A 14,035-nucleotide genomic window follows, 5' to 3' on the forward strand; every position below is an offset into this window, starting at 1 on the left:
TCTGCTGCCAAGTGCCGCCAGCGCGCCAACAATCCGTTGACGATTCGCAAGTCCCACTGGAAATCCGTCCTCGTTCTTCCTACGTTCGCTGACAACCCCATCGGCGCCGATCCCGGTTCCGGGCGAAGCGCGCCTTTTACGTCGGCGCGATCGCGTACCTTTGGGATTCCTTGAGGGCAACTCGGATGGATGAAGTGATCAAGGCGAAGCGCCAACAGCAGAATGCGGGGTCACACCTGCACGCAATCACGATCCGTGGCGCGCGCGAGCACAACCTCAAGAACATCGACGTCGAGATTCCCCGCGACAAGCTTGTGGTGTTCACCGGCCTCTCAGGCTCCGGCAAATCCTCGCTCGCCTTCGACACCATCTACGCCGAAGGCCAGCGCCGCTATGTCGAGTCGCTCTCGGCCTATGCCCGCCAGTTCCTGGAGATGATGCAGAAGCCTGACGTCGACCAGATCGACGGCCTGTCGCCGGCAATCTCGATCGAGCAGAAGACGACGACGAAGAATCCGCGCTCGACCGTCGGCACGGTGACCGAGATTTACGACTACATGCGCCTGCTCTGGGCGCGCGTCGGCGTGCCCTATTCGCCGGCCACGGGCCTTCCGATCGAAAGCCAGACCGTCTCGCAGATGGTCGACCGCGTGCTGGCGCTGCCGGAAAGCACCCGCCTCTATCTGCTCGCCCCCGTCGTACGCGGCCGCAAGGGCGAGTATCGCAAGGAGCTCGCCGAATGGCTCAAGAAGGGCTTTCAGCGCGTCAAGATCGACGGCACCTTCTACGAGCTTGCGGAGGCGCCGACGCTCGACAAGAAATTCCCGCACGACATCGACGTCGTCGTCGACCGCATCGTGGTGCGCGCCGACATCGGCCAGCGCCTCGCCGAAAGTTTTGAGACAGCGCTGAAGCTCGCCGAAGGTCTCGCCGTGGTCGAGTATGCCGATGCACCGGCCGCCGCTGCGCCTGCCGAAGAGAAAAAGAAGACCGCAAAGATCCACGACAAGAGCGGGCCCGAGCGCATTCTGTTCTCGGAGAAATTCGCCTGCCCCGTGTCCGGCTTCACCATTCCCGAGATCGAGCCGCGTCTGTTCTCGTTCAACAACCCATACGGCGCGTGCCCGGCCTGCGGCGGCCTCGGCGTCGAGCAGCATGTCGACGAAGACCTCGTGATCCCCGACAAGGAGCTCGCGATCGGCAAGGGCGCGATCGCGCCCTGGGCCAAATCGTCGTCGCCCTACTACACGCAGACGCTGACCGCGCTCGGCAAGCACTACAAGTTCACGCTGACCACCAAGTGGAAGGATCTGCCGAAGAAGACACAGAACGCGATCCTCCATGGCTCCGGCGAGGACGAGATCAAGTTCTCCTACGAGGACGGCGTCCGCTCCTACGACACCAAGAAGCCGTTCGAAGGCGTCATCACCAACATCAACCGTCGCTACCGCGAAACCGAGAGCGAGTGGGCGCGCGAGGAGCTGGCAAAATATTTCCACGACGTGCCCTGCGGCGCCTGCAACGGTTTCCGGCTCAAGCCCGAGGCGCTCTGCGTCAAGATCGGAGCTAAGCATATCGGCGAGATCTCGGAGCTGTCGGTCAAGAATGCCGGCGCGTGGTTCGAGACCGTGCCGGAGGCGCTCAACGCGCAGCAGAACGAGATCGCAGGCCGCATCCTCAAGGAGATTCGCGAGCGCCTCACCTTCCTGCTCGACGTCGGCCTCAACTATCTCACCCTCTCCCGTTCCTCCGGCACGCTGTCCGGCGGCGAGAGCCAGCGTATCCGCCTGGCCTCGCAGATCGGCTCGGGACTGACCGGCGTGCTCTACGTGCTGGACGAGCCCTCGATCGGCCTGCACCAGCGCGACAACGCGCGCCTGCTCGACACGCTCAAGCGGCTTCGCGACCTCGGCAACACCGTGATCGTGGTCGAGCATGACGAGGACGCCATCCTGCTGGCCGACCACGTGCTCGACATCGGCCCCGGCGCCGGCATGCATGGCGGCAACATCATCGCCGAAGGCACGCCCGCCGAGATCATGCGCAACCCGAAATCACTCACCGGCAAATATCTCACCGGCGAGCTCGAGGTCGAGGTGCCGGAGCGGCGGCCGCCGAACCATCGGCGCACCATCAAGGTGGTGAACGCGCGCGGCAATAACCTCAAGAACGTCACTGCAGAAATTCCGCTCGGCCTGTTCACCTGCGTCACCGGCGTCTCCGGCGGCGGCAAGTCGACGCTTTTGATCGACACGCTCTACCGCGCCATCGCCCGCAAGCTGAACAATGCCAGCGAAGGCGCCGCTCCGCATGATCGCATCGAGGGCCTCGAGCATATCGACAAGATCATCGACATCGACCAGTCGCCGATCGGCCGCACCCCGCGCTCGAATCCGGCGACCTATACCGGCGCCTTCACGCCGATCCGCGAATGGTTTGCGGGCCTGCCCGAAGCCAAGGCGCGCGGCTACGAGCCCGGCCGCTTCTCCTTCAACGTCAAGGGCGGCCGCTGCGAAGCGTGCCAGGGCGACGGCGTCATCAAGATCGAGATGCACTTTCTGCCCGACGTCTACGTCACCTGCGACGTCTGCAAGGGCAAGCGCTACAACCGCGAAACGCTGGAGGTCCTGTTCAAGGGCAAGAGCATCGCCGACGTGCTCGACATGACCGTCGAGGAAGCCGCTGACTTCTTCAAGGCGGTGCCGCGCGTGCGCGAAACTTTCCAGACCCTGCACCGCGTCGGCCTCGACTACATCCATGTCGGCCAGCAGGCGACGACCCTTTCGGGCGGCGAAGCCCAACGCGTCAAGCTCGCAAAGGAGCTGTCCAAGCGCGCCACCGGCCGCACGCTCTACATCCTGGACGAGCCGACCACCGGCCTGCACTTCCACGACGTCAAGAAGCTGCTGGAGGTGCTGCACGAGCTGGTCGCGCAGGGCAACACGGTCGTCGTCATCGAGCACAATCTCGAAGTCATCAAGACCGCAGACTGGGTCATCGACCTCGGCCCCGAAGGCGGCGACGGCGGCGGCGAGATCGTCGCCTGGGGCCCGCCGGAAGATATCGTGAAGGCGCAGCGGAGCTACACGGGCAAGTTTCTGGAGCCGGTGCTGGAGAAGGCGCGGAAGCCGAAACGGAGACGGGCTGCGAGCGAGGCGGCGGAGTGAGCTCCGTCGGCTTGCGTGACCGGGATCAAGCTACCGTGGAGTGATCTCCATGCCCAGCTGAGCCTACACGCTCTTTCGCAACGCCATCATCGCCGAACAGCAAGTGACCTGCGTGTACGAGGGTCGCTATCGCGAGCTTTGCCCGCATATCATCGGCACTGACAAGAGCGGCGGAGAGGCTGTGCTGGCCTGGCAGTTCGCCGGCGAGAGTAGTGGGCAGCTGCCGCAATGGCGCTGCCTGAAGCTCTCCAATGTCAGTGGCGACCAAGCGCGCGATGGCCGCTGGCATGAAGGCGGCTCGCATCGGACCACCCAGACCTGCATCAAGAACATCGATCTCGACGTCAATGTTCACGTGCGCAGATCGCGCTGAGCACCGCTAGTTGCCGACGAATTCAATGACCGCCTCGCCCCGCGCGACAGCTATGGCAAACCGCATCGTATCCGGCGCGACGCATGGCTTCCGCGAGTGCAGGAGGAAGCTGAGCGTCGATCAGGTAGAGCAAGCTACTTGGCCGCTATGATCGGGTGATCAACCTGGCGCGCGGCGTAGGCGAGCGCCGCGTCGAGGTCGGCCTCTTCCAGGTATGGGTAATCTTCGAGGATGCTGTCGCGCGACTGCCCCGCGGACAATAGCGCCAAGACGTCGGCGACCGTGATTCGTAGATCGCGAATGCACGGGCGTCCATGCATACGCTGCGGGTCGACCGTAGTCCTTGCCAGTAGCTCCGACATCTGCCACCTCTTCCGATGCAATATAGCATCTCCAACTGCATCTGTCAGCGCGCCGCCCGCGGTGCCCCCTCCCCGTCATGCCCTACTCCCTCGCCATCTTCGACCTCGACGGCACGCTCGTCGACAGCTTCCCCTGGTTCCTGCGCACCATCAACGACGTCGCCGACCGCTTCGGATTTCGGCGTGTCAGGGATAAGGATGTCGAGGAGCTGCGGCATGCGTCGACGCGCGAGATCCTCGCACGGCTCGAGGTGCCCGTGTGGAAGCTGCCGGCGATCGCGCGGCATGCGCGGCGGCTGAAGGGCGAAGCGGCGGCGGAGATTTCGCTGTTTGCGGGGGCCGAGGTGATGCTGCGAACGCTGGCCGAGAGCGGCGTGCAGCTCGCGCTGGTGACGTCGGACAGCGAGGTCAATGCGAAGGCCAAGCTCGGCGACGTCGCATCACTCTTCTCGCATTTCGACTGCGCGGCTTCGGTGTTCGGCAAGCCCGCGAAATTCCGCCGCGTGATCCGGCGCGCCGGCGTCGCCCCGCCAGAGGTCATTTCGATCGGCGACGAGGTCCGCGACATCGAGGCGGCGCGTGCGGTGGGGATTGCCTGCGGCGCGGTCAGCTGGGGCTATGCTGCGCCGGCCGCGTTGCAGGCGCTTGCGCCGGATTGCATGTTCGAACATATGCGCGACATTCCGGATACTCTATGCGGAAACGTAGGGTGGATTAGCGAAGCGTAATCCACCACTGCTCGCATCCGCCGAGGCAGAAGCGGTGGGTTACGCCTTACGGCTAACCCACCCTACGAATTGTTCGAGGAGATGGTGAATGACACTCACGGATGCAGCCCGCCTCAAACTCCTCACCCCGCCGGCCGGCCGGCCGGTTGCGTGTCGTGCTCGACACCGACACCTACAACGAGATCGACGACCAGTTCGCGCTGGTGCAGATGCTGCTGTCGCCGGAGCGTTTTGATGTCGAGGCGATCTATGCCGCACCGTTCTTCAACGCGCGTGCGGACAGTCCCGGCCACGGCATGGAGCTGAGCTATCAGGAGATCCTGCGCCTGCTGGAGCGCCTGAACGTTGCGCCGGATGGCCTGGTTCATCGCGGCGTCACCGACTATGTCGGTTCGGCCAAGATGGCGCAGCCAGCCCCCGCGGTGGACGACCTCGTGGCCCGGGCGCGCGCGGGCTCGCCTGACAACCCGCTCTACGTCATCGCCATCGGCGCCATCAGCAACGTCGCCTCGGCGCTGCTCAGGGCCCCTGACATCATCGACCGGGTCGTGGTGGTCTGGCTCGGCGGCCATGCGCTGGAATGGCCTGACACCATCGAGTTCAACCTCAAGCAGGACGTCGGCGGCGCGCAGGTGCTGCTCGACAGCGGGGTGCCGCTCGTTCTCGTGCCCTGCCGGGGCGTCACCTCGCGCCTGCACGCGACGGTGCCGGAGATCGAGCGCTACGTCGAACCGCATGGCAGCATCGGCGCGTTCCTCGCGATGCGGTTCAAGGAGTATTCGTCGGACCATATGGGCTGGGCCAAGGAGATCTGGGACATGGCGCCGGTCGGCTGGCTCCTCAATCCCATGTGGGCCCCTAGCGTGATCATCCCCGCCCCCGTTCTCACCGAACAGATGACCTGGAGCGTCGACCGAAGGCGGCATCCGATCCGCTACGTGACCTATGTCGATCGCAATCCGATCCTGAAGGATTTTTTCATGAAGCTGCGGGACTTCGCCGCGTCGAAAGCACCGTAGGGCGGATCAACGCAGGGTAATCCGCCAATTTGTCCCGGGGAGAAGGGCAATGGATCACGCTACGCTAGTCCGGCCCACCACCCTCCACAATCTCTTGCGTTGCCCGACAGGCAAAACACGCTAGATCACGGTCAATGCTCTCCAAGCAAAACAATTCGCTTTACGCGAATTCGGAAATGCATCATATTCCGGCCATCCCAACCCGGCCGAGGGGCGCTATCGCGATCGTCACGACACGCGGGATGGGACGTGGTGGACGTGGATCACATCGGCGCGAAGGGTTTTGCAGGGCGGGCAACCGTGAGCAAAAGCGTCGCGCGCACGACCGGTGTGATCTGCGTACGGCGAAATCGTGTGGTCCTGGCGCCCGGGGTCTGTGCGCCAAGTCTTCCGGTGATGCGTTTGGCCCGACCGGGTCTCCGCATCAGCCATCCGTGAGGCGACGGGGGCAATAGTGCATCGCTCCCCGGGGAGAGCGCGACATAAGCCGTCAAACCACTACGCAGGGAAGGCCGGATGTTTGGCTTCACCTGTATGCCGCTGTGCAGCTTCTCGTAGCGCAACCATCGCACAGTGGACCGCGGGTGCCAGCCGGCACCCGGCCTTCCCTGCGCCCTCGGCACTTTCGAGGGCGGCAACCGCCGCAAAGCTCGGGCACGATGTGCCGCGAGGACGTCAAAGCGTGCCCGCGATCGCAGATGCCAATGGGACGATGAAGCTTACTCACGTCTTGCTTGCGGGAGGCTTGCCGGAACGATCCATATAATGCGGCACTTGGACGCAAAATCGTACCTGAGGTTGTCGTTCAGAATCGCAGCAATGAATTGTAACAATGTTTCTGTCTGCTGGCATGAGGCCAGCCCCTGCCTTGCGACCCGGCAATGATTGACGGACGTCCAGGACCCGCCGAGCCGTCAGGAATTCCCCATGGTGTCCACCTATTTTGGCTTCAGCTACGTCACGCGCAATCTCGCACAGACCCTGACGCGGGTGGCGCAGCAATCGGACGTATCGCGCGACGCCGCCTATTACAAAGCCAACATCGGCAAGGTGCACTCCGTCGACGATCTGATGAAGGACTATCGTCTGTATCACTACGTCACGAAAGCCTATGGCCTGGAGGACATGGCCTACGCCAAGGCTTTCATGAAGAAAGTGCTGCAGAGCGATCTCTCAGACCCCAAGAGCTTTGCCAACACGCTGATCGACAAGCGTTACCGCGATTTTGCCGCGGCATTTTCCTTCGGTGGCGGCGAGACGAAGGTCGCGCAATCGGACAGCCAGACCGACGACATCATCGGGCTGTACACGGCAGCCATGAAGCGCAACGTCGATGCCGTCGCCGCCGACACGACTTACTACAACGCCACGATCGGCAGCGTGACCAGCGCCGACCAGCTTCTCAATGACGACCGTCTTCGCAACTATGTCGCTTCGGCATTCGGGATCGATCAAAGCAAGTGGCCGCGCGACACCATCAAGCAGGTCTTGTCCAGCGATCCATCCGATCCGAACAGCTACGTCAATGTCACCTTTTCGTCTCAGCTCAATGGACTGAACGCCCAGCTGGCCCAGGCGAAATCGGATGCCACCGACGCCAGCTCGAAGATTGCCGACTACACGACGCAACTGTCGCAGCCCGGTGCCGACGTCAATCAGTTGAATGTGCAGATACTGGTCGAAAAATATCGCCTGCAGACAGCCGTGAGCAGCATATCCAGCACCAACGACGCCATCGCGACGACCGGCCACTTCATGGATCTGGCCGGCGCGTTCGAGTTTTCCGCCGACGGATCGCTTCCAGCGGGTACACCTGCGCAGACCGCTGCAAACATCGCAAGCACGACCCAGAGCTTTGACGACAGCAAGTCGGCGGTCTATTCGGCGGCAAGCCCGTTGCAGGAAGCTCTGGTCATCGCACAATTCAGAAAATTCATCCCCAATGTGAACTCACTCCAGACGCTCGTGTCCACACCAGGCGCGTATAATTTCGCGCTGGCAGCCGTCGGCCTCGATCCCACACAGGTCTCACAGTCCACCGTGAAGGCTGTTCTCGAAAGCGACCTCAACGACCCCAAGAGCTACGTCTACACGCTCAAGGACGATCGATACGTCAAGCTCGCGCGCGCGTTCAACTTTGACGCCAAAGGCAATCTGACGACGCCCCTGGCGGCTCAGGATTCGGCCGAGATCCTCGATATCGCCAAGGACTACGTCATTGCGAAACTGAAATCTGCAAGCACGCAAGACCAGGCGAAAATCAAGGCTCAAGCCCAGAAAGACGCGACGGACTATCAACAGTCGATCGGCCACATCGACAGCGTCTCCGACCTGCTTGCGAACAAAAAGATGGTCGACTTCATTCTTGTCGCCAAGGGTCTGGACCCTGCGAAAGTGACCACCGCCTATCTCAAGAAGATCTTCGCCTCCGATCTGAATGATCCCAAGAGCTTCGCAAACACGGAGAGCGACCCGCGCTTTGCCGAGATTGCGGCGTCGTTCAATTTTGACAGCAAGGGCAACGTCGCGCGTCTTCCGACGGTGGGCCCGCAAAAGCGCGATCAATTTCTGGCAACGCAAAAGAACTTTCTCGAGCAAAGCCTGGAACAGCAGCAGGGCGATACGAATCCCGGCGTGCGTCTGGCGCTGTATTTCCAGCGCATGGCGGGACACATCACGTCCGCCTACGACATCCTCGCCGACAAGGCTCTTTCGGAGGTGTTTCGAACCACCTTCGATTTGCCCGATCAGATGGCCTCGATGCAGATCGATCAGCAGGCCAAGATCGTGGCGAAATACCTCAATATCAAAGATCTCGGAGATCCCACGAAAGTGGCAAAGCTGTTGAGCCGCTTCTCGGCCATGTATGACGCGAGGAACGCCAGCCAGACTTACTCGCCCGTGCTCGACCTCTTTCAGGGATCGAGCTCGGGGACATCAGGCTTCAGTGAATCGACGTATTTGGCCATGGCGAAAATGCGCGCCAGCCCGTGGTGATCGGTCGCTGTCATTGCGAGCGCAGCGAAGCAATCCAGACTGTCTCCGCGGAAGGATTCTGGATTGCTTCGCTGCGCTCGCAATGACGACGGAGAGACCGTTGTCGATTAAGGTCCCTCGCCTATTCCGCCAACGTCGCCTCGACGAAACCGCGCGGGTCGTCGCAGAATTCCCGCATCACCCGGTAATGATCCGTCTGCTCCACCGTTGTCGGCTCGAGCCCGTATTTGCCGAGCCGCAGCAGCTGCGCATTGGGATAGGCCATCAGCAGGGGCGCGTGGGTCGCCATGATGACCTGGCAGATGCGAGAGTCCTCCATGCGTCGCAGCAGCTTCAAAAACTCGATCTGACGCGCCGGCGACAGCGCAGATTCCGGCTCGTCGAAGATAAAAATGCCCTGGCGCTGGCAGCGTTCTTCGAAAAAGCGCAGGAAACCCTCGCCGTGGGAGTGCGACAGGAAATCGGGGCCGACCTGACCAGCATCCCGCGCGGCCTTGTCCAGATATCGCGCGACCGAGAAAAAAGCTCTCGGCGCGAAAGAACCAGCCGTTGGTGATTTTCGGCAGCCAGCTTGCGCGCAGCGCCTTGGAGAGCTGGCCGCCCATCTTCTCGCGCGCCTCGGAGTGATCGACCGGCATGTATCCCTTGCCTCCACCGGCATCGTCGTAGCCGGCCAGCGCTGCGATGCCCTCCAGGATCGTCGACTTCCCGGTGCCGTTCTCGCCAACGATGATCGTGATGGGGGCCTCGAAGTTGAGTTCGAAATCATCCGGAAAGATGGGCAGGCAAAACGGATAAGCCTCGCGATCCTTCACTCGCGACGGATCGAGCCAGAGCCGCTTCAGATACGGCGCGGGAAGGTTGATTGTCCGATTGCCCTTCCACGCCATTGCCGCCCTCCGCGCCTCGCCCGAAAGGAACATATCAGGAACACGGAGATTGCAAAGCGGTATGTTGCCCCCGCCCCGGGGGCACTGGGGTTAGCCCAAGACCTCCAGCACCAGCTCCATGGTCATCAGCACGGGATTGTCGCCGCGAGCCAGACGGCCCTCGGCGATGCCGCCGGTGTAGTCGATCAGGGCGACGTCGAGCGCGGCTTCGAGCGCGCCGGATCCGCCCGGCGCAATCGTGCCGGCGGTGATCGCCAGCTCCGTGGCAAACGGCTCGGTCACGCCGCCATGGGTGAAGCGCGCACCAATCGTCGAGCCGACGCCGCCGTGGATTTTTGCACGCGCAATGCCGTGTGCCCGGCAAAAGGCTTCGAGGCAGACCGCAAAATCCTGATTGGGGCGCAGCCTCAGCGCGAAGGCGCGGCTGGTCGTACGCGCACCGGTGCTCGCGGAGACGACCGGCCCGAACAGCTTGAAATTGGTCTCGGGGTCTGGCTCCGCCGTGAACATCGCACCATCGACGCCGAAAGCCTGGACCTCGAACGGCTCAGCGACAACAGTCTCATCCGGCAGCATGTGGCCGCCGCTCGCCTTGCCATCCGCCTCAATCCACAGCCCGTGGCAGTGAAAGAGCGGCGCACCGTCGCGCGATCCCAGCGTCATGCTACCGAGCCTGGTGCGCGTCACGCCTGTGGGCCGATACGTGTCGCTGTAGAAAGCCGCATTCTCGCCGGTCTTCGACAGCGCCGGCATCACATAGCCGAACGGCCCGAGCGCGCCCTGGCTGAAATTCAGCACGCCACCCGCAAACCCTTCCGCGGCAAAGCCGCGGTGCGCGGCCTCGAGCAGCGGCAGGCCGGCCGGAAGCGTGAACGAAAAGGCGCGCCCCCTCGCCTCTACCCATTGGATGCGCTCAGTGACCGGCGCGCCCGGCTGCTTGATGCTCCGCATGCCCCGCGCTCAGCCCGTCTTGGTCTTGTCGAGATCGAGCAGCCCGCGCGCCTCGAGCTCGTCGCGCACCATGCGTTTCGGCACCTTGCCATAGCCGGATTTCGGCAGCGCCTCCCAGAAGAAAAACCGCTTCGGCATCTTGTAGCGCGGCACTTTCGGCAACAGGAACGCCGCCATCTCCGCTTCGCTCACAGCCTTCTCGCCGTCGCGCGCAACGCAGACGGCGACGCCGACCTCGCCCCAGGTCGCATCGGGCACGCCGAGCACGGCGACTTCGCCGACCGAAGGATGCGTCAAGATCTTCTCCTCGATCTCGCGCGGATAGATGTTGGAGCCGCCGGAGATGTACATGTCGGAGGCTCGGCCGGTGATGTAGACGAACCCCTCCTCGTCCATGTGGCCGAGATCGCCGGTGCGAAACCAGCCGTTGCGGAAGGCCTTCGCATTGGCTTCAGGATTATCGTAGTAACCCGCGAGTACCGCAGGCCCGATCACGCAGATCTCGCCGCTCTGGTTCGCCTTGAGCTCGCGCCCCTCGTCGTCCTGGATCGAGACCTGCATGCCGGTCCGCTCGAAACCGCAGGTGCCGATCTTTGCATGCGGTCCGTCTTCGGGATCGTGCAGCGCCGCCGGCAGCACAGTGATGTTCCCGGTGACCTCGCCGAGGCCAAAATATTGCACGATGACCTTGCCGAGCTTCTTCAGCGCAGCCTTCTGGTCCTCACGATACATCGGCGCGCCGGCGTAGATGACGTGGCGCAGCGAGGAATGATCGTATTTGTCGGCGGCGGGGTGCTCGACCATCATCTTCAGGATCGTCGGCACCGTGAAGAGATTGCCGACCCGGTGCGTCGCGATCAGGCGGAACGCCTCGTCGATGTCGAACTTCTCGGTCGACAGCAGCACGGTGCAGACGCCGCGCGCGGTTTGCACCAGCTGGTGCACGCCGGCGCCGTGCGACAGCGGCGCCACCACCAGCGACGCATCGGCTTCCGTGACGCCGGGGGTGAGATCGGCGAGATGGTTGGTGACGACAAAGCCCATCTGGCCATGGGTCAGCACCGCGGCCTTGGAGCGGCCCGTGGTGCCGGAGGTGAAGAAGAACCAGCAGGGATCGTCGTGCTCGACGGCAACGTTCTCGACCACTTGGCCTGCCTGCGAAGCAATGGCGTCGGCCACCGAGCGCTCGCCGAACGATGCCTTGCCGTCGATGCTCCAGGTGAATTCCAGCGCGCCGCCGTTCACGGCCGCGGCGTGCTCGGGAAAATCGACGTGGCACAAAAACGCTTTCGCACCGGAGGCCTGCGCAAGATAGGCCACCTCATCCGGCATCAGGCGGAAATTGGTGGGCACCCAGACCGCGCCGAGCCGGAACGCCGCGAACATCGAGACAAACATCTCGTCGCCATTCTTGGAATGGACCAGGATGCGGTCGCCCTTGGCGATGCCGCGCGCAGCGAGCGCCGCGGCCAGTGCGGAAACCTGCGCGTCGATCTCGCGCCAGGTCCAGGATTTGCCACCCCAGACGAATCCGGGACGCGATCCATGCCGCCGCGCATTCTGGGTCAGCATGTAAGCGAGATTCATGACGCGGCGGGACATGCGGAGCGGCTGCATCGGGCTTCCTCTTCGACGGCAGACGGCACGCAAGCCGCCCGCTTATTGGAGCCCATTTATCGCCATCGGCGGTGGCCTCGCAAGGCCGCCAACCGGGCGGCATCCATGCGCCCGTTCAAGGAATTTTAAACATGATGGGGGCAACCTCGCTCAGTATCTGCGTACAGAGTGCTGCATCATGGTCAAAGCGCCCGTCGTTCTCCTGCTCACGTTGGCACTTGCCGGCTGTGCTGTCGCTCCGCAAGCGCACTTGGCCTCGGATCCTGCCTTCAAACCCGCGCGCTATGCCTGGGATGGCGCGGGCCAGGACCCCAATCAACCGCGTGCCACTCCCGAGCCCTCACGCGCAACGCGCACTGCTGCCCGGCTCGATAGCGACGGCATCGAGGCCGAGCAGGACGCCAAGGTCAATCGTTCGCTCGTCATCTGCCAGGGCTGCCTCCCCACAAAACCTCAGCCGGAAGATTCGCGCCTCGCCAAGGCGTCCGATTGAACCGAACCACGCGTACTTCGGTCTACTGAGATACCGCGCTGATATGGCCATGTCGGCCTATCGTCACGCGCCATCATCTCAGGGACGATCCATGCTCACCCGCCGCAGCCTCATTGCCGCCTCTCTCTTCGCCGCCACCACACCCGCCTTCGCTCAGGCGCCTGCCCCCAACGATCCCGCAGCCATCCTGACCGCGATCTACGCCCGCGCGGCCAAGGGCAAGGGCGATGGCGGCGCCGCCTTCGTCACCGAGAATAAGGCCGCGAAAGCAAAATATCTCTCCAAGACTCTGGTTGCACTGTGGGCCAAGGCCGATGCGCATACGCCGAAGGGAGATGTCGGGCCGATCGATTTCGATCCCGTCACCAATTCGCAGGAACCCGACGTGAAGTCGTTCAAGGTTGACGCGGAGAAGACGGAGGCCGACAAGGCGACGCTCGCGGTAGCCATCACCGGCCACCGCAACGACCGCAAACCCGCCGACCAGATCATGCGTTACGACTTCGTGCGCGAGGCCAACAGCTGGAAGATCGACGACATCAAGGGTTCATCCGACGGCGAGGCCTGGTCGATCCGCAAGATGCTGACGGATTCGCTGAAGAGCTGACCGGAGACATTATGAGCGACGTCATCAACAACAAGGCCCACAACCGCTACGAGCTCGAGGTGGAGGACCACCTCGCGACCGAGCATTACAAGCTCGACGGCAATGTCATCACCTTCGTGCATACCGACGTGCCGAAAGAGCTCGGCGGCAAGGGTGTCGGCTCAAGGCTGGTACAAGGCGCGCTCGATCAGGTCCGCGCGGCCGGCCTGAAGCTGATCCCGGAATGCCCGTTCGTGAAGGCGTGGATCGAGAAGCATCCGGAGTATGCGGATCTGGTGAAGAGATGAGCGAGCTCAGGCCCGCCGATCGCGCGGCGGGCCTGCCGAAATCCAGGGCCTATTGCCCATGCTTCAGCATATCCTGGTCACTCAGATCCCAGTCCTGCCACAGCTGGAGCACGCCGAGGATCACCGCCACCGCGCCGAGACTCGTATGGTAGATTCGGAGAAAACCTTCACCGGAATAGCCGAGCACCAAGGGCGAGACGATGAGCCACAGCCCAACCAGGATCGTCGCCACCTCTTGCCAGCGCTGCAAGGCGACATATTCGAGCTGGCTGAGGCCAAATATGACGAGGCCGATCGCGACCGTGTTCACGACCATCATCTCGTGTCCAACGATGCCCGAGCGATCCTGGATGGGAAACCACGGCGACGCGACAATCAGCGCGCCGAGCAGCATCCCACACCAGTCTTCCCATGTTCGATGAGTATTCAAGAAACCAAAGTCCGACATAGTACCCTCCTACAAAAAGAGGCACACGTCGGCGGCTGGCGATCATGACACTCCGAATGTCTAGCAATCCTGCCGGCCGCATTCGGGCGTATGTCC

The 14,035-nt window shown here is 62.9% G+C and carries 12 protein-coding genes and 1 pseudogene; 8 read left to right on the forward strand and 5 right to left on the reverse strand.

Going from position 1 to position 14,035, the window contains the following annotated elements:
• Positions 1-185 precede the first annotated feature (185 nt).
• Positions 186-3,167 carry an excinuclease ABC subunit UvrA gene (gene uvrA, locus FXB40_RS40760; RefSeq protein WP_148777913.1) on the forward strand — a complete coding sequence of 994 codons (2,982 nt, stop codon included), beginning with the start codon at positions 186-188 and terminating at the stop codon, positions 3,165-3,167.
• 112 nt (positions 3,168-3,279) lie between these two features.
• Entirely contained in the window at positions 3,280-3,540 is a 261-nt protein-coding gene (locus tag FXB40_RS40765; RefSeq protein WP_148777914.1) for a hypothetical protein, read from the forward strand.
• Positions 3,541-3,674: 134 nt separating this feature from the next.
• Here FXB40_RS40765 and FXB40_RS40770 read toward each other — a convergent pair whose 3' ends face one another.
• Positions 3,675-3,902, reverse strand: a complete 228-nt coding sequence (locus FXB40_RS40770; protein WP_148777915.1) for a DUF433 domain-containing protein — start codon at positions 3,900-3,902, stop codon at positions 3,675-3,677.
• A gap of 77 nt (positions 3,903-3,979) precedes the next feature.
• Here FXB40_RS40770 and FXB40_RS40775 point away from each other — a divergent pair, with 77 nt between their 5' ends.
• From FXB40_RS40775 to FXB40_RS40795, 3 genes are all read left to right on the forward strand, one after another.
• Entirely contained in the window at positions 3,980-4,630 is a 651-nt protein-coding gene (locus FXB40_RS40775) for an HAD-IA family hydrolase (protein WP_148777916.1), read from the forward strand.
• Positions 4,631-4,731: 101 nt separating this feature from the next.
• On the forward strand, positions 4,732-5,649 hold the full coding sequence (locus FXB40_RS40780) for a nucleoside hydrolase (RefSeq protein WP_148777917.1): 918 nt from the start codon (positions 4,732-4,734) through the stop codon (positions 5,647-5,649).
• A gap of 927 nt (positions 5,650-6,576) precedes the next feature.
• Positions 6,577-8,646, forward strand: coding sequence for a DUF1217 domain-containing protein (locus tag FXB40_RS40795; RefSeq protein WP_148777919.1), 2,070 nt, complete (start codon positions 6,577-6,579; stop codon positions 8,644-8,646).
• 121 nt (positions 8,647-8,767) lie between these two features.
• Here FXB40_RS40795 and FXB40_RS40800 read toward each other — a convergent pair.
• The 3 genes and pseudogenes from FXB40_RS40800 to FXB40_RS40810 all read right to left on the reverse strand — a co-directional run bounded on the left by FXB40_RS40800 (position 8,768) and on the right by FXB40_RS40810 (position 12,104).
• Positions 8,768-9,536: pseudogene (locus tag FXB40_RS40800) on the reverse strand (AAA family ATPase).
• A 90-nt stretch (positions 9,537-9,626) separates the two neighbouring features.
• Positions 9,627-10,487 (reverse strand): PCC domain-containing protein, encoded by an 861-nt coding sequence (locus tag FXB40_RS40805; protein WP_148777920.1) that lies wholly within the window; start codon positions 10,485-10,487, stop codon positions 9,627-9,629.
• 9 nt (positions 10,488-10,496) lie between these two features.
• Positions 10,497-12,104 (reverse strand): acyl-CoA synthetase, encoded by a 1,608-nt coding sequence (locus tag FXB40_RS40810; protein WP_148777921.1) that lies wholly within the window; start codon positions 12,102-12,104, stop codon positions 10,497-10,499.
• A 178-nt stretch (positions 12,105-12,282) separates the two neighbouring features.
• Between FXB40_RS40810 and FXB40_RS40815 the strand changes: the two genes are divergently transcribed.
• The 3 genes from FXB40_RS40815 (at position 12,283) to FXB40_RS40825 (ending at position 13,491) form a co-directional block, all read left to right on the forward strand.
• Complete coding sequence (locus tag FXB40_RS40815) at positions 12,283-12,597, forward strand: hypothetical protein (RefSeq protein ID WP_148777922.1); 315 nt, start codon at positions 12,283-12,285, stop codon at positions 12,595-12,597.
• Between the two features lie 91 nt (positions 12,598-12,688).
• Complete coding sequence (locus tag FXB40_RS40820) at positions 12,689-13,204, forward strand: DUF3828 domain-containing protein (RefSeq protein WP_148777923.1); 516 nt, start codon at positions 12,689-12,691, stop codon at positions 13,202-13,204.
• 11 nt (positions 13,205-13,215) lie between these two features.
• Positions 13,216-13,491 (forward strand): GNAT family N-acetyltransferase, encoded by a 276-nt coding sequence (locus tag FXB40_RS40825; protein WP_148777924.1) that lies wholly within the window; start codon positions 13,216-13,218, stop codon positions 13,489-13,491.
• Between the two features lie 49 nt (positions 13,492-13,540).
• Here the strand turns inward: FXB40_RS40825 and FXB40_RS40830 are convergent, their stop codons facing one another.
• Positions 13,541-13,939, reverse strand: coding sequence for an SPW repeat protein (locus FXB40_RS40830; protein WP_148777925.1), 399 nt, complete (start codon positions 13,937-13,939; stop codon positions 13,541-13,543).
• Positions 13,940-14,035 lie beyond the last annotated feature (96 nt).

Source organism: Bradyrhizobium rifense, assembly GCF_008123425.1.
GTDB classification, from domain to species: Bacteria; Pseudomonadota; Alphaproteobacteria; order Rhizobiales; family Xanthobacteraceae; genus Bradyrhizobium; species Bradyrhizobium rifense.